This is a genomic window from Ruicaihuangia caeni (genome assembly GCF_029952955.1).
GTDB classification, from domain to species: Bacteria; Actinomycetota; Actinomycetes; order Actinomycetales; family Microbacteriaceae; genus Ruicaihuangia; species Ruicaihuangia caeni.
This window is the reverse complement of record NZ_JASATX010000003.1, coordinates 186,006-201,030: the sequence shown is the minus strand read 5'-3', so window position 1 is coordinate 201,030 and position 15,025 is coordinate 186,006. Positions and strand designations below refer to the sequence as shown.

The 15,025-nt window shown below is 69.3% G+C and carries 13 protein-coding genes; 4 read left to right on the top strand and 9 right to left on the bottom strand.

Going from position 1 to position 15,025, the window contains the following annotated elements:
- Positions 1–15: 15 nt before the first annotated feature.
- Both QF206_RS08445 and trhO read right to left on the bottom strand, forming a co-directional pair.
- Positions 16–1,041, bottom strand: coding sequence for a 6-phosphofructokinase (locus tag QF206_RS08445; RefSeq protein ID WP_281488777.1), 1,026 nt, complete (start codon positions 1,039–1,041; stop codon positions 16–18).
- Between the two features lie 72 nt (positions 1,042–1,113).
- Entirely contained in the window at positions 1,114–2,010 is an 897-nt protein-coding gene (gene trhO / locus QF206_RS08440; RefSeq protein ID WP_281488776.1) for an oxygen-dependent tRNA uridine(34) hydroxylase TrhO, read from the bottom strand.
- Positions 2,011–2,165: 155 nt separating this feature from the next.
- Between trhO and QF206_RS08435 the strand changes: the two genes are divergently transcribed.
- Positions 2,166–3,089: a DNA-3-methyladenine glycosylase family protein gene (locus QF206_RS08435; protein WP_281488775.1), complete on the top strand. Its 924-nt coding sequence runs from the start codon at positions 2,166–2,168 to the stop codon at positions 3,087–3,089.
- Positions 3,090–3,108: 19 nt separating this feature from the next.
- Here the strand turns inward: QF206_RS08435 and QF206_RS08430 are convergent, their stop codons facing one another.
- The 4 genes from QF206_RS08430 to QF206_RS08415 all read right to left on the bottom strand — a co-directional run bounded on the left by QF206_RS08430 (position 3,109) and on the right by QF206_RS08415 (position 6,450).
- Entirely contained in the window at positions 3,109–3,540 is a 432-nt protein-coding gene (locus QF206_RS08430; RefSeq protein ID WP_281488774.1) for a DUF1801 domain-containing protein, read from the bottom strand.
- Positions 3,533–4,063: an SRPBCC family protein gene (locus QF206_RS08425; RefSeq protein WP_281488773.1), complete on the bottom strand. Its 531-nt coding sequence runs from the start codon at positions 4,061–4,063 to the stop codon at positions 3,533–3,535. The genes QF206_RS08430 and QF206_RS08425 overlap by 8 nt, the downstream gene beginning before the upstream one ends.
- A gap of 210 nt (positions 4,064–4,273) precedes the next feature.
- A complete protein-coding gene (locus tag QF206_RS08420) occupies positions 4,274–5,824 on the bottom strand; it encodes a phytoene desaturase family protein (RefSeq protein ID WP_281488772.1) in 1,551 nt (516 codons plus the stop codon).
- Positions 5,825–5,886: 62 nt separating this feature from the next.
- The gene (locus QF206_RS08415; RefSeq protein WP_281488771.1) at positions 5,887–6,450 is read right to left on the bottom strand and encodes a MarR family winged helix-turn-helix transcriptional regulator; all 564 of its coding nucleotides are present in this window, start codon (positions 6,448–6,450) and stop codon (positions 5,887–5,889) included.
- Positions 6,451–6,583: 133 nt separating this feature from the next.
- Here QF206_RS08415 and QF206_RS08410 point away from each other — a divergent pair, with 133 nt between their 5' ends.
- Positions 6,584–7,174, top strand: a complete 591-nt coding sequence (locus QF206_RS08410) for an NADPH-dependent FMN reductase (RefSeq protein ID WP_281488770.1) — start codon at positions 6,584–6,586, stop codon at positions 7,172–7,174.
- A gap of 907 nt (positions 7,175–8,081) precedes the next feature.
- Positions 8,082–11,600, top strand: coding sequence for a proline dehydrogenase family protein (locus QF206_RS08405; RefSeq protein ID WP_281488769.1), 3,519 nt, complete (start codon positions 8,082–8,084; stop codon positions 11,598–11,600).
- A gap of 68 nt (positions 11,601–11,668) precedes the next feature.
- Here the strand turns inward: QF206_RS08405 and QF206_RS08400 are convergent, their stop codons facing one another.
- The 3 genes from QF206_RS08400 to QF206_RS08390 all read right to left on the bottom strand — a co-directional run bounded on the left by QF206_RS08400 (position 11,669) and on the right by QF206_RS08390 (position 14,014).
- Entirely contained in the window at positions 11,669–12,025 is a 357-nt protein-coding gene (locus QF206_RS08400) for a GntR family transcriptional regulator (protein ID WP_281488768.1), read from the bottom strand.
- Between the two features lie 173 nt (positions 12,026–12,198).
- Positions 12,199–13,236 (bottom strand): isopenicillin N synthase family dioxygenase, encoded by a 1,038-nt coding sequence (locus tag QF206_RS08395; RefSeq protein ID WP_281488767.1) that lies wholly within the window; start codon positions 13,234–13,236, stop codon positions 12,199–12,201.
- A gap of 340 nt (positions 13,237–13,576) precedes the next feature.
- Complete coding sequence (locus QF206_RS08390) at positions 13,577–14,014, bottom strand: Lrp/AsnC family transcriptional regulator (RefSeq protein ID WP_281488766.1); 438 nt, start codon at positions 14,012–14,014, stop codon at positions 13,577–13,579.
- Between the two features lie 103 nt (positions 14,015–14,117).
- Here QF206_RS08390 and ddaH point away from each other — a divergent pair, with 103 nt between their 5' ends.
- Positions 14,118–14,966: a dimethylargininase gene (gene ddaH, locus QF206_RS08385; RefSeq protein ID WP_281488765.1), complete on the top strand. Its 849-nt coding sequence runs from the start codon at positions 14,118–14,120 to the stop codon at positions 14,964–14,966.
- The last annotated feature ends 59 nt before the right edge of the window (positions 14,967–15,025 follow it).

Genomic DNA, 15,025 nt, shown 5'->3' with positions numbered 1-15,025 from the left:
CGCCGACGGACCGAATCAGCCGAAGAGGACCGCGGCCTCGTCGTAGCGGTGGTCGGGCACCGACTTGAGCTGGCCGACGGCCTCTTCAAGAGGCACCACGCACATCTCGGTGCCGCGGAGCGCGACCATGTGGTCCCACTTGCCCTGCTTGGCGAGGTCGAGCGCGGCCATGCCGTAGCGGGTCGCGAGCACGCGGTCGTTGGCGGTCGGAGTGCCTCCGCGTTGGATGTGGCCGAGCGTCGTGCCGCGCGTCTCGATGCCGGTGTGCGCTTCGATGAGCGGCGCGAGCATCTCGCCGATGCCGCCGAGGCGCGGACGGCCGACCGAGTCGAGTCCCTTGATCGAGAAGGGGTCGTTCATGGTGTCGAGGCCGAAGCCCTCCGACACGACCACCAGGGCGGAACGTCCACGGTTGGTGGCGCTCAGCACCCACTCGCCGATCTGCTCGATCGAGGTCTTGCGCTCCGGGATGAGAATCGCGTGCGCGCCCGCCGCGATCCCCGAGTGCAGGGCGATCCAGCCCGCGTGGCGGCCCATGACCTCGGCGACCATGCAGCGGCGGTGCGATTCGCCCGTCGTGCGCAGGCGGTCCATCGCATCCGTGGCGATCTGCACGGCGGTGTCGAACCCGAACGTGTAGTCGGTGCCCGAGATGTCGTTGTCGATGGTCTTCGGCACACCGATCACGGGGAATCCGAGCTTCGCGAGTTCGTGTCCGCCCGCGAGCGTGCCCTCGCCGCCGATCACCATGATGGCGTCGATCCGGTTGCGCTCGAAGACCGTAGCGATGCGGTCAGGGCCGCCGAAGTCCTTGATCGGGTTCGTTCTCGACGTGCCGAGGATCGTGCCGCCCAGGCGGCCGATTCCGCGCACGTCGTTGCGGAACAGAGGCGTGAAGTTCTCGTTGAAGACGCCTTCCCAGCCGTCGATGAACCCGACGAACTCGGTGTCGGCGTCTTTCTCGCCCTTCAGTACTGCCGCTCGGATCACGGCGTTGAGGCCGGGTGCGTCGCCGCCCCCGGTGAGGATTCCGATTCGCATGGCGTGTTGTCCTTGAAGTGGTAGTGGGACTCTCGCAAGAAAGGGCGCGGCATCCGCCGGGCGCCCCGTCTGCTACTCTCCCATACCTCTTTGAGCAAGGGCCGTGGCATGCGCCTCGCACGCCAGGCGCCCGGCGCACGCCGTGCAGCTCACGAGCTGCACCCGGCACGACGGATCGCTGCAGTTCTCCATCTCGCTGCTCGGCGCACCGCACCCCGCACAGCGCCCGATGACGGATGCCGCCTCGCTGAACTCGACCGTCTTGCGCCGGTCGAACACGTACAGCGACCCCTCCCAGAGCCCCGCGTCGCCGAAGGTCTCCCCATAGCGCACGATGCCGCCGTCGAGCTGGTACACCTCTTCGAACCCGCGGTCGCGCATGAGTGCCGAGAGCACTTCACACCGCACGCCGCCCGTGCAATAGGTCACGACGGGCTTCTGCTTGAGATGGTCGTACTTGCCGCTGTCGAGTTCCTCGATGAAGTCGCGCGTCGTCGCAACCTCGGGCACGACCGCGTCCTTGAACCTGCCGACCGCGGCTTCGAACGCGTTGCGGCCGTCGAAGAACGCGACGTCGTCACGCTCGGCGACGAGTTCGTGCAACTGCTCGGGCGTCAGGCGCTCACCGCCGCCGATCACGCCGTCATCGTCGACCTGCAGCTCGCCGGGTGCTCCGAAGCTCACGACCTCATCTCGCACACGCACCGACAGCTTGGGGAAGTCGTCACCGGTGCCCTCACTCCACTTGAAGTCGATGTCCTTGAAGGGCGCGTATTCACGCGTCTTGCGCACGTACCGCTTCACGTCGGCGAGCTCGCCACCGACCGTGCCGTTGATGCCGTGCTTCGAGATGAGGATGCGGCCCTTGAGCCCGAGCGACTCGCACAGGTCGCGCTGCCAGAGCCGGATCGCGTCTGGGTTGGCGATCGGCGTGAAGCGGTAGTAGAGCAGGATCTTCGGCACGGCCACGACTCGCCAGTCTAAACAGCGCCTCCTGGCTCTTCGCCGGGGCGGGTTTCTCGGCTTTCTGCCGGGCCGTCCGCCCAGAGGCTTCCGCCTGCTCGCAGCCCTTGCGAGCGGTGAGCAGGCGAAGGCGTGAGGGTGGGGTGGGTTAGGGTTCCCTCGTGCTGCAGACGACCTACGCCCCGCGCGTGCCGGTCGACCTTCGGCAGACGCTCGGCCCAGTGGGACGAGGCCCCGCCGACCCGACCCTCCGCTGGGAGGGCTCGAACGCGTGGATGACGATGCGGTTCGACGGGCCGGATGCCGCAGCAGAGACCGCCGCGGCCACGCTGCACCTCGCGCCGCGGCGCGACGGCATCCGCGTCACCGCCTGGGGCCCTGCCGCTGAACGGGCCCTCGCCGCAGTGCCCCGACTGCTCGGCGCCGACGATAACTGGAGCGAGCTCGCGCTCGACTCGCACCCCAAGCTGCGAGAAGTGCACCGTCAGAACCAAGGGCTGCGACTGGCGCGCACGGATCGGCTCTTTCCGGCCCTCGTCTGCGCCGTGCTCGAGCAGAAGGTGACCAGCATCGAAGCGCTGCGAGCCTGGCGCCAACTCGTCACGCGGTACGGCGAACGTGCGCCCGGCCCGGCTCCGCTCGGCATGCGAGTCGTTCCTCGTGCGGTGACGTGGCGACGCATCCCGAGCTGGGAGTGGCACCGCGCGGGCGTGGGTCCGCAGCGCTCGGCGACCGTGCTTCGGGTCGCCGAGGTCGCCGCATCCGTCGAAAGGCTCGTGGGCATGGATGCCGAGACTGCCGCCGCGAAGCTGAAGAGCGTGCGCGGCATCGGCGTCTGGACCGCGGCCGAGGCGCTGCAGCGATCACACGGCGCGCCCGATCACGTCAGTGTGGGCGACTACCATCTCGCGGCGTACGTGGGCTGGGCGCTCGCCGGTCGTCCGGTGGACGACGATGGGATGCTCGAACTTCTGGAGCCCTGGCGAGGGCATCGGCAGCGCATCGTGCGGCTGATCGTCGCGAGCGGCTTTCGCAAGCCGTCGTTCGGCCCCCGCATGACGATCGAGGACCACCGGGCGCACTGAGCGCCGCGCGCGGCACGCCTTACGCGTCGACGCGCAGCGCGAGTCGGTACGCGCGCCGCACCAGTTCTCGAAGCACCGCCTCATCGACGTCTTCGAGCTTCTTGATGTACACGCACGCGACGCTCCGCGTGTAGGTGCCGAGCCGCTCCAGCAGCGGCTCAAGTTCGGCGTGATCGGTGAGGCCGTACAGCGTCATCGCGCCCTTGCGCGGCGAGAAGCCCACGCGAGGCCAATCGCCCTCTCGACCTGAGTCGTACTTGAGCCGAACGGTGCCGAACCCCACGATGCTGGGCCCCCACATCACGGCATCCTCGCCCGTCTCATCGCGGAAGAGCTCGAGCAGTCGCTCCCCGCGCTCGCGCCTGCTTCTTTCTGGGATCGTCGCGAGGAACTCCTCGGGCGGCACGTCGGTAGGCAGCGTCTTCTGCGTCGTCGGCTTGGTGTCAGCCATGCTGCAGCTCCCGGTACGGCTCGCTCAAGGTGTCGAAGTACTCATCCCACGCGGGTGGTTCCCCATGCGTGAGCACTGAGAGCAGGCGGTCGAGGTAGTACTCCCAGCCGGGCCCGATACCGCTCAGTTCGTCGTGACCGCGGAGGTAGTGGCGAAGCGTGAGGCGGCTCCTCTCGCGCCCCGTGGTACCGGCATCCGTCCTGTCATCGCTCGCGACAGCCGCGATGTCGAAGCCGACGCGCCACATCTCGCCGGCGCGCCCGAACTCGCCGAGAAAGTGCCGCGGCGGGTCGCAGCCGAGCACCGTCACATGCTCGACCTCGCTGTTCTCCTCGCTCATCACGAGCGCCATCGTCTTGCCGATCGCCGGGCGTGCGGAGAAGCTGCCGAACCACGCTTCGAGCAACTCGGACTGCGTGCAGTGCCGCCACAGCTCTGCGGCCGGGAGGGGATACTCGCGCTCGAGCACGAATGCTCGGCCCTGGCTGTCTCGCTCGATGCGGCCGTTGACCGGGGGTGTCATGCGCTCACAGTAACGGGGGAGTCGGATGCCGGCCAGCGATCAAGCCGTCTGCAAGCCAGCGAGCCAGCCCTTCGGCCGAGCCGGCGGCAGCGAGCCAACGGCCCACCAGTCGGCCGTCGGGCAACCTCTGGAGGAAGGAGTCGCTGCGTCGAGCAAACCCGGGCGAAGCGTCCCTCCGCGCAAGCACCGCGCGGCGAGGCCTCCAGCGCCTCAGCCGACCTCGAGCACCGCCATCGCCGCGTTGTGCCCGCCGATGCCGCTCACCGCTCCGCCTCGATGCGAGGCCGACCCGCAGATGAGCACGCGCTCGTGCGGGGTCGCGACGCCCCAGCGCTTCGCGGGTGTGTCGAGCTCCGCGTCGTCCTCGGCGAAGGGCCATGAGAGCGGTCCGTGGAAGATGTTGCCACCCGGCATTCCCAGGGCGACTTCGAGGTCGGCAGTGGTGCGGGTCTCGATGCAGGGGCGGCCGTCGGCATCCGTCATGAGCACCGACTCGATGGGCTCCGCGAGTACCGAGTCGAGCGAGGCGAGCAGGGCGCGTTGCGCGTCGTCCCGCGACACGCCGAGTCGGTGCGGTGCTTGGAGCGCGAACGCCGTGAGCGTGTGGGCGCCTGAATCGCGCAGCTCCTGCGACAGGATGCTGTCGTCGGTGAGCGTGTGGCAGTACACCTCGACCGGCAGCGGGTCGCCGAGTGCGCCGTGCACCGCTGCGTCGTACGCGTTGCCGAGCGCTGACCAGGTCTCGTTGATGTGGAGGGTGCCGGCGAAGGCCGCTGCAGGCTCGATGCCGCTGCGGAGGCGAGGCAGTCGACGCAGTAGCAGGTTCGACTTGATCTGCGCGCCCTCGGGGGCAACCGCCGGCTCGTCGATCGTCGCGCCGCCCGCGCTCAGCAAGCGCTCGAGCACGGTGGGCGCCACATTCGAGAGCACCCAGCGCGCTTGCACCGCCCGCTGGCCATCGCCGCTGCGGTACAGCACCTCTCCATCGGGAGTGATCGCGGTCACTTCGCTCTCGGTGCTCAGCGAGGCGCCGGCCATGAGCGCTGCTCGGGCGAGCTCGCCGGTGATGCTGCCCATGCCGCCGACCGGCACGTCCCAGCGGCCGGTGCCCTGCCCGATCACGTGGTAGAGGAAGCAGCGGTTCGCGGCGAGGGTCTCGTCCACCACCGGGGCGAAGGTGCCGATGAGCGCGTCGGTCAGCACGACGCCGCGAACCAGGTCGCTCGCGAAGGTGCGTTGGATCGTGGAACCGATCGGCTGCTCGACCAGGCTGTTCCACACGCGGTCGTCGCCGACCGCAGCGCGCGCCTGGTGGCGGTGCTGGAGCGGCTCGAGCATCGAGGGGAAGAGTCGAGAGCCCAGGTGGGCCGTGTCTGCCACGAAGTCTCGCCAGGCCGCGGCGTCGTCGAGGGCGCCGACGGAGGCGAACGAGTCGGTCGTCTCGGCGGCATCCGAGTCGTCGATCAGCAGTGCGCGGTCGGTGCCCGGCAGCGGCGTGCACGAGGAGTAGCGACGGCTCGCGAGGCGGATGCCGAGGCCGAGGTCGTCGATGATGCGCTGCGGCAGCAGGCTCACCAGATAGGAGTACCGCGAGAGCCGTGCGTCGATGCCGGGGAACGGTCGGGCCGAGACCGCCGCGCCGCCGAGTTGCGTCTCGCGTTCGAGCACGATGACGCGCTTGCCCGCCTTCGCCAGGTAGGCGGCGGCGGTCAGCCCGTTGTGGCCTCCGCCGACGACGGCGACATCGTAGACGTCGGACATGGTGTGAGCCTAGGGGTGCAATGCCGGTAGGGCGCTTCGCGGCGCGGCTGGAGCGAGCCCGCTCACGCGCGCTGCGCCGCCTCGTTCGAGTCGCGGCGCTCTGCTTCGCTGTTGCCTTCGCTGTTGCCGTCTTGTGCGTGCTGCGCCTGCTGCGCGACGATGTCGCAAGCCGGAGCGTCGATCGAGCCCAGCACGCGCTTCGAGATCTCGAGCACGGCGTCGAGTTGCTCGGCATCCAGCGCGTCGAAGAAGAGTTCGCGCACCTTGAGGGCGTGCTTGCGCGAGGCGCCGAGCACCGCACGTCGGCCGTCGGGCGTCAGACCGACCCAGATGCCGCGCAGGTCGCTGTCGCACTCGGTGCGCTCGACCAGGCCGCGCGCTTCCATGCGCGACACTTGATGCGAGATGCGGCTCTTCTCCCAGCCGATCAACTCGGCGATCTCGCGGCTGCGCAGGCGCTTCTGCGGCGCCTCCCAGAGCGCGAGGAGGATCTCGAACTCGGGACGCGAGATGCCGGCATCCTCTTGCAGCTGCTGCTCGATGGCGCGGTCGAGCTGGCGGCGCATGCCGTAGAAGGTGCGCCACACCTCCCACTCGCGCTCACTGATCGCAGCAACTTCAGACATGCCACCCATTCTAGCGTTTAGTTGACACATCACCAATAGGCGCGTATTGTTGACGCGTCACTGATCGACTGATCGATCGGATGGCGGCCGCCGGAACCCTCGGCGGCACCGAAACGTAAGAAAGGGAGCCTTCGTGGCAGATCTGAAGATCGGCATCATCATCGGCAGCACCCGTCCCGGCCGCGTCGGCGACCAGGTCGGCGCTTGGGTCAAGGAGAACGCAGCGGCGGAGGGCGTCGAGTTCGAGCTCGTCGACCTGCACGACTACGCGCTGCCCAACCTCGACGAGGCGCTGCCCGCCGGATACGGCCAGTACAGCAACGAGCACACCAAGAAATGGGCGGCCAAGGTCGGCGAGTTCGACGGCTACCTCATCATCACGCCCGAGTACAACCACACCATGCCTGGTTCGCTCAAGAACGCGTTCGACTTCGTCGGCGCCGAGTGGAACAACAAGGCCGCCGGCGTGATCAGCTACGGCTCGATGGGTGGCGTGCGCGCCGGTGAGCACGTGCGTCAGGTGCTCGCCGAGCTGCAGATCGCCGACGTGCAGAAGCACGTCATGTTCTCGATCTTCACCGACTTCGAGAACTTCAGCACCTTCAAGCCGGCCAACGAGCTGAAGGTTCCCGAGCTGCAGGCGCAGATCGCACAGGTCGTCGCCTGGGCCGAGGCGCTCAAGAGCGTGCGCGAGGCGCAGGCCGCCGAGGCCGCTGCTGCCTGATCCGCGAGATCGCTGAACTGTGCCCTGCGCCTTCTGGCGCGGGGCACAGTCGCGTTAACGCGCGTCTGCTCGCGCTCTCGCCCTCTTGGCCCCTCGCCCTCTTGGCCCCTCGCCCTCTTGGCCCCTCGCCCTCTTGGCCCCTCGCCCTCTCGGCCCCTCGCCCTCTCGCCCTCTCGCCCGCGCCCTCTCGACCGCGCGCCCGCGCCCTCTCGACCGCGCGCTGTCTCAACGCCATCCCGCGCCGTCTCTACGGCGCCCCCGCGTCGTCTCTGCGGCACGCCCTGCGTCCCGCCCTCCGCGCGGACTCTCCTGATCGCGTTCGCGCCACTTGCGCTCATTCGCGCCACGTAGAGGTGGCGCGGAAGTCCGTAACTGGCGCGGATGCTGGTCCAGCCCGGCGTCGGGCGTGAACCCGACGGCGCCCCCGGGCGACTCGCGGCGGCCCGCCCTCGCCGCCGCACCGGCGTAAGCGTTCGCGCCACGTGTGCTCATTCGCGCCACGTAGAGGTGGCGCGGAAGTCCGTAACCGGCGCGGATGCTGGTCCAGCCCGGCGTCGGGCGTCAGTCAGGCCGCTGGGGCGGTGCACCTTCTCGACGGCGAGCTCGCGACGGCGCACCGTCTCGACTGGAGGCTCTCAGCGCGAACCTTCGGTCGCAGTTGCGCCACGTGTGCTCATTCGCGCCACGTAGAGGTGGCGCGGAAGCACGTAAGTGGCGCGGATGCTGGTCCAGCCCGGCGTCGGGCGGCAGCCAGTCCGGCACCCCGTCGCACGCTGAACCGCGGGCGACGGGGCGACCCGCAGCGGCAGGGCGGGGCCAACCCACGCGACGGCGAACCGGGGCGCCACAGCGACCCGCGGCATCCGGTGCCCTGCGTTCTCGCAAGCGGTGGGAGCACACTGGTCGTGTGTCGATCACAGACCCCTCTGCGACCGCGGATCGCGTGGCGCTCGCCGACGCCTCGATCGCGACGGTTCGGCGCTGGCTGCAAGCGAGCAGTGCACAGCATGCCGACCCTCACTCCCGGCGGCTGATGCAGCTGCTGCAAGACCCAGGCGGCCTCAGCTTCGCGCGGCGGTTCGTCGACGGTGTGGTGCGCCCCGACGACCTCGGCGTCGCAGCCAGAGAGTTCGAGCGGGTCAGCCGTGACGTGCCCCGCAGCCTGCCCGCCTGGCTTCGCGCCGCGGTGCTGATGGGCGGCGGCTTCGCCCCCCTCATGCCTCCGGTCGTCGTGCCGATCGCTCGCCGCGTCATGCGCAGCACCGTCTCGCACCTCGTCGTCGACGCGACGCCCGAGAAGCTCGACAAGTCCCTCGCGCGGTTGCGCCAGGGTGGCGCGGCGCTCAACATCAACCTGCTCGGCGAGGCGGTGCTGGGCGCCGACGAGGCCGCGCGCCGGCTCCGCGGCATCCGTGCCCTCCTCGCCCGGAGCGACGTCGACTACGTGTCGGTGAAGGTGTCATCGGTCGTCAGCCAACTCAACCTCTGGGCCTTCGATGAGACCGTCGACCAGGTCGTCGACACGCTCGCACCGCTTTACGAGGACGCGGCTGCAGCCGGTGGCAAGTTCATCAACCTCGACATGGAGGAGTACCGCGACCTCGACCTGACCGTCGCGGTGTTCATGAGGCTGCTGAGCCGGCCGACGCTCCGTCGACTCGAGGCGGGCATCGTGCTGCAGGCCTACCTGCCCGACTCGTTCGCGGCGCTGCAGCGGATCGTGGAATGGGCCGGTTCCCGGGTCGCCGACGGCGGCGCGCCGGTGAAGGTGAGGCTCGTGAAGGGCGCCAATCTGCCCATGGAGCACGTCGACGCGGCGCTGCATGGCTGGGCGCCGGCGCCGTACGCCACCAAGGCCGAGACCGATGCCAACTACAAGCGCATGCTCGAGTGGGCGCTCACTCCCGAGCGGGCGGCGGTCGTACGCCTCGGGGTCGCGGGCCACAACCTCTTCGACATCGCGTACGCCTGGTTGCTCGCCCGGCAGCGCGGCGTCGAAGGCCGCACTGACTTCGAGATGCTGCTGGGCATGACGCCGGCACAAGCCGCAGCCGTGTCAGCGGATGTGGGGGCGGTGCGGTTCTACACGCCGGTGGTCGACCCCACCCAATTCGATTCCGCGATCAGCTACCTCGTTCGCCGGCTCGAAGAGGCTGCGAGCCCAGAGAACTTCATGAGCTCACTCCCGCTGCTCGATGCCGAAGGAAGCGCATTCGAGCTCGAAGCGCAGCGGTTCCGCGAGTCACTCGGCCTGATCGACACGGTGAGCGCGGAGCCCCGCCGCACCCAGGACCGAGCGGATGCTGAGGCCGAGCGCGGCGCGGTGGTCGCGCCCGCGGCATCCATCGCTGCCTTCACGAACACTCCCGACACCGACCCCGCACTCGGGGCGAACCGCGCCTGGGGTCGGGTGATCCTGCAGCGCGCAGCAGGGTCGGATGCCGGTGAAGCGACGGTCGCTGCTTCAAGAGTCGGCGCTGTCGCCGGGTTGCGGCACCTGCTGCAAGCGGCCGCTGCCGCAGGCGAGGCTTGGGGTGCGCGGTCTGCAGAGCAACGCGCCAGCGCGCTCGACGCCGTGGGCGCCGCCCTCGCTGCGCACCGTGATCGGCTGATCGAAGTTGCGGCCGCCGAGGCGGGCAAGACGATCGGCGAAGCCGACCCGGAGGTCAGCGAAGCGATCGATTTCGCGCACTATTACGCGGCCAGTGCTCGCGAGCTCGCGACTGTGACGAAGGCGCGCTTCGTTCCGCCTCGTGTCACGTCAGTGATCCCGCCGTGGAACTTCCCCATCGCGATCCCCGCCGGCGGTGTGCTCGCCGCGCTCGCCGCCGGGAGCGCTGTGGTGCTGAAGCCCTCACGGCGGTCCGAGCGCACGGCTGCGGTGCTCGCCGAGCTCATGTGGGAGGTCGGCATCCCGCGCGACCTGCTCGTGTTCGCGCCGCTCGACTCGAGCGACCTCGGGCGTGAGCTCGTCACAGACCCGCTCGTCGATCGGGTGATCCTCACCGGTTCGTACGATACGGCCGCGCAGTTCCGCTCCTGGCGTCCCGAACTCGACCTGCACGCGGAGACGAGCGGCAAGAACGCGATCATCGTCACGCCGAGCGCCGATTTCGATCACGCCGTGGCCGACATCGTGAAGAGCGCGTTCGGGCATGCGGGCCAGAAGTGCTCGGCGGCATCGACCGTCATCCTCGTCGGCTCGGTCGCGGAGTCGTCGCGGTTCAAGGCGAAGCTCCTCGACGCCGTCACGTCGCTGCGGGTCGGCTGGCCCTCGGATCCGCGCAGCGTGATGGGCCCGGTCATCGCGCCTCCCGAAGGCAAGCTCGCCAGAGGGCTGGGCACCCTCGGTGCTCGGGAATGGTGGATGCTCGAGCCCAGACGGCTCGATCACACCGGTCGGTTGTGGTCTCCGGGCGTGCGGGATGGGGTGCAGCCGGGCTCCGAGTACCACCTCACCGAGTACTTCGGTCCAGTGCTCGGCCTCATGTCGGCCACCACGCTCGATGAGGCGATCGCGTTGCAGAACGCTCCCGCTTACGGGCTCACGGCCGGCTTGCACTCGCTCGACCCCGAGGAGATCAGTCACTGGCTGAGCAACGTCGAAGCGGGGAACCTCTACGTCAACCGCGGGATCACCGGTGCGATCGTGCGGCGCCAGCCGTTCGGCGGGTGGAAGCGTTCGTCGGTGGGTCCTGGCGCGAAGGCCGGTGGCCCCGACTATGTGGCTTCGCTGGGGCGGTGGGAGCCCGTGCCGTCGCCGCAGCGGCAGCACTTGAGGCTCAGCGGTGTGTCCGATGCGATCGCCGGTCTCATCGAGGCCGCCCAGCCCGGCATGGACTACGCGCAGTTCGACCGAGCCCGGCGTGGTGCAGCCGACGACGCGGTCGAGTGGCGCGACCGATTCGGTGTGCCGCGCGACCTCTCCGGGCTGGGGGTCGAGCGCAACGTGTTCCGCTACCTGCCGGCGCGGGCGCTCGTGCGGCTCGCCGGGCAGGGCGACTTCGGCGACTTCGTGCGAGTGCTCGCCGCTGCAGCGACCGCCGGCGCGACGGTTCTGGTGAGCACGCCCGAACCGCTTCCGGCGCCGCTCGCAACACTGTTCGCCGGTGCCGACTCGCCCTTGCACGTCGAGTCGATCACGGTAGAGACGGATGCCGCGTTCAACCGCCGCATGGCCGACCTCGCCGTGCGCGGCACCGCCGACTCCCGGACGCCCTCCGTGAGCCGGGTGAGGATGATCGGCGGCGACACCGCAGCGTTCGCCGCGGCGACCGGCGGCAGCCCCGACTTCGCCCTGTTCGCAGACCCTGTCACCGACGCCGGACGCGTGGAACTGCTGCCGTTCCTGCGAGAGCAGGCGGTGTCGATCACCGCCCATCGGTACGGCTCGCTCGATCGAGAGCTGCTCGACCTCGAACTCTGATCGGATGCCGCACGCGCGAGTTCGGCGCTCGCGCGCGGCTGCAGTACTCGGCCGCCTGCCGCCGATAGTCAGCGGTCGAGTGCTGCCCGTGCCAGGGCGAGGGCGTCGTCGCGCGCGACGCCGAGGTGCTGCATCCGCTCGGCGAACGCGATCGCCGCGAGCTGCGCCTGCTGCTGAGTCGCGTCTCCATGCGCTGCGATGAACGACCCGGCACGACCCCGCGTCTCGATGACGCCGTCAGCCTCGAGCTCGCGGTAGGCGCGGGCCACCGTGTTGGCGGCGAGGCCGAGCTGCTCCGCCAGCGCCCGGACTGGCGAGAGTCGAGCACCCGGGGCGAGCTCGCCCGAGCGCACCTGCTCGATCACCTGCTGCCGCAACTGCTCGAACGGTGGCGTCGCGCTTGACGCGTCGATGATGAACGGCATGCCGCCTCCTGCTTCGGGCCGCGGCATCCGTTCGACACCGCTCGCACTCGATTCTGTCGCGTCGGCGCGCCACGGTCACCGCACGGGGGCAGGTGGCGAGCCGAGCCGATCCGAGCCCGGAAGCAAGACGCTCACCCAAGGCGAGGCCCGCCCGGGCTCGGCCCCCTGACGGATCAGGCGTCGCGGGTGAAGCCCTGCGCCTCCATGAGCTCGGGGTGGTGGGCCCAGCCGACATCCTGGTGCGCGCGAAGCCGGCTCTTCAGCCAGTTCTTGCCGAACACCGGATGCAGCGGGTTGGAGGGATCGCGCGTGACCCCGCGAGCCTCGGCAGCGAGCTCAGGCGGCAGGTCGATCGTCGGAATCGTCGCGTCGAGGGCCGGGCCGTAGAAGTACGGCACCGAGATGCGGTCTTGGCCGGGAGCCGGCGAGACCACGCGGTGCATCGTCGCCTTGAGGTACCCGTTGGTCGCGATCTCGAGCAATTCGCCGATGTTCACCACGAAGGCGCCCGAGACCGGAGGTGCGTCGATCCACTGGCCGTCGCGCTCGACCTGCAATCCGCCCTTGCCCTCCTCCACGTAGAGGAGGGTGAGCACGCCGAGGTCCTTGTGGGCTCCGACACCCTGTCCGGCATCCTCTTTGCCCGGGTATCGGGCGATCTTGATGTGCGGTGCGGGTCGCTCGGCAAACGCCGGATCGAACACGTCGGCGGGAGCGCCGAGCGCCTCTGCCCAGGCGTGGAGCAGCGTCAGGCTCACGTCGTTGAGCCGCTCGATCCACTCGGTGGCGAGCTCCCGCAGCTCGGGGAGGGCGGCCGGCCACTGGTTCGGTCCCTGGAGAACCCAGAAGTCCTCGGCATCCGGATCCGTCACGGGCTCGCGCTCGGTGGCGATGTCGATCTGCTCACGCCAGTCGACGGCCCCCTGCGTCAGCTCGCCGCCGATGCGGGTGTATCCGCGGAAATGCGGGCTGTCGACCATATTGAGCGCGAGCTTGTCTGCCTCGGGCAGCTCGAAGAGCTTGCGCCCGACCGAGATCATGCGATCGATGAGTTCCTGGGGCACGCCGTGCCCGGTGAGGTAGAAGAACCCGACTTCGTGAGTCGCGCGGCGCAGATCATCGCGGAACGCGGCGGCCTCTTCGTCACCACACGCGAGCCGTGACAGATCGAGCACGGGTAGCGAGAGCGAAGACGAAGTGGAGGTTGACATGGCAACCGTTCTAGCACTGCGAGGCGTGGGTTTGTTGATTATTACGCATCGCCGCCGGCTGCCCGAGCCTCGCCGTCCTCACTCGCTGCCTGCCCGTGGCGCCGCCCGACCGGCCCTCGCCCGCCTGACCCTCGCCCCCCCCTCACCCGCCGCCGTCAGCCGAGGTGACACTTTCTGCTGCAGAATCCGCGAATCGCGAGCAGAAAGTGGCATCTCGCCGATCGAGGTCGAAGCTGGAAGCGTCGCAGAGCGGTGAGGCGGCGCGGTGGGCGCGTCGTGACCGCGTCGTGACAGCGCGATGGCCGCGCGATGACCGGGCGGAGGCTGCGGTACGCGCGCGTCAGCGGGGGTCGCGCTTGATCAGTCGGGAGAGCACGATCGCCGAGCGCGTGTGATCCACATTGGGTGCGACGCGCACGCGTTCGAGAGCGTCCTCGAGCCCCGGGATGTCGCGGGCGCGCAGGTGCACGACGGCGTCGGCCGAACCGGTGACCGTTCCCGCGTCGACGACCTCGGGCACCGTGCTCAGGAGCCTGCGCAACTCATCAGGTGCGACGGTCCCGCGGCAGAACAGCTCGACGTATGCCTCGACGACCAGACCGTCGACAGCGGGATCGACCTCGATGGTGAATGCGCGGATCACGCCGGTCTCGACCAGCCGATCGACTCTGCGCTTCACAGCGGATGCCGAGAGCCCGACGACCGCGCCGATGTCGCCGTAGCCGGCGCGGGCGTTCAGCCTGAGCTGCTCGATGATCTGCCGGTCGAGGTTGTCCACGCCGCCAGTCTATGGCGTTTTGTTGCGCAACCCGGGCGTTGCTTGCAGGAATCATGCAAGCCAAGCCATCGCGCGGCCGCGCCCCACATGTGAGCATGGAGCCATGACTCTGACTCGTCCGGCATCCGCTGCCGCTCATCGCGAAGCGGTGCCAAGGCGAGTGCTCATGTGCCGCCCGACGTGGTTCACCGTGGCGTATCGGATCAACCCCTGGATGCACCCCGAGCAGCACACCGACCGTGAGCTCGCGATGCGGCAGTGGCAGCATCTCTACGACACATATCGCTCACTCGGCTTCGAGGTCGAACTGATCGACCCTGTCGAGGAACTTCCCGACATGGTCTATGCCGCGAACGGCGGCTTCGTGATCGACGGGGTCGCGTATGGGGCGAGCTTCGTCTACCCCGAGCGCCAGCCCGAAGCGCAGTGGTACAACGAGTGGTTCAAGCAGAACGGCTTCGAGTTGCGCGAGCCCCGACACATCAACGAGGGCGAGGGTGACTTCCTCCTCGTGGGCGGCGTCATCCTCGCCGGCACGGGGTTCCGCAGCGACTCATCGAGCCATGCCGAAGTGGCTGCCGCGTTCAACCGCGAGGTCATCACCTTGAGGCTGGTCGACCCGAGCTTCTACCACCTCGACACTGCCGTCGCCGTGCTCGACTCCACCGCTGCCGGACCAGCAGCCATCGCCTTTCTGCCGGAGGCGTTCGATGAGGCCTCCCAGGCGACGCTGCGCGAGCGGTTCCCAGGAGCGATCGAGGTCGACCGCGCCTCTGCCGACGTGTTCGGCCTCAACGCGTTCAGCGATGGCAAGAACGTCGTCGTCGCAGCGCAGGCGACGAGTATGCACGAGCAGTTGAAGGATGCGGGCTACACACCGGTGCCGGTCGACCTCTCCGAGCTCAAGCGCGGCGGCGGCGGCATCAAGTGCTGCACGCTTGAGCTCCGCTAGCGGGGCGACGCTCGGTGCGCACGCGGAGCTCGTCCAGTTCGTAGCGCCAATCAGGCGGT

What these genes read in the sequence shown, in the direction of transcription:
- QF206_RS08400 (WP_281488768.1), bottom strand. Translation starts at nt 12,025, where the DNA reads ATGCCGTTCATCATCGACGCGTCAAGCGCGACGCCACCGTTCGAGCAG.
- ddaH (WP_281488765.1), top strand. Translation starts at nt 14,118, where the DNA reads ATGACTCTGACTCGTCCGGCATCCGCTGCCGCTCATCGCGAAGCGGTG.
- QF206_RS08420 (WP_281488772.1), bottom strand. Translation starts at nt 5,824, where the DNA reads ATGTCCGACGTCTACGATGTCGCCGTCGTCGGCGGAGGCCACAACGGG.
- QF206_RS08425 (WP_281488773.1), bottom strand. Translation starts at nt 4,063, where the DNA reads ATGACACCCCCGGTCAACGGCCGCATCGAGCGAGACAGCCAGGGCCGA.
- QF206_RS08395 (WP_281488767.1), bottom strand. Translation starts at nt 13,236, where the DNA reads ATGTCAACCTCCACTTCGTCTTCGCTCTCGCTACCCGTGCTCGATCTG.
- QF206_RS08445 (WP_281488777.1), bottom strand. Translation starts at nt 1,041, where the DNA reads ATGCGAATCGGAATCCTCACCGGGGGCGGCGACGCACCCGGCCTCAAC.
- QF206_RS08415 (WP_281488771.1), bottom strand. Translation starts at nt 6,450, where the DNA reads ATGTCTGAAGTTGCTGCGATCAGTGAGCGCGAGTGGGAGGTGTGGCGC.
- QF206_RS08430 (WP_281488774.1), bottom strand. Translation starts at nt 3,540, where the DNA reads ATGGCTGACACCAAGCCGACGACGCAGAAGACGCTGCCTACCGACGTG.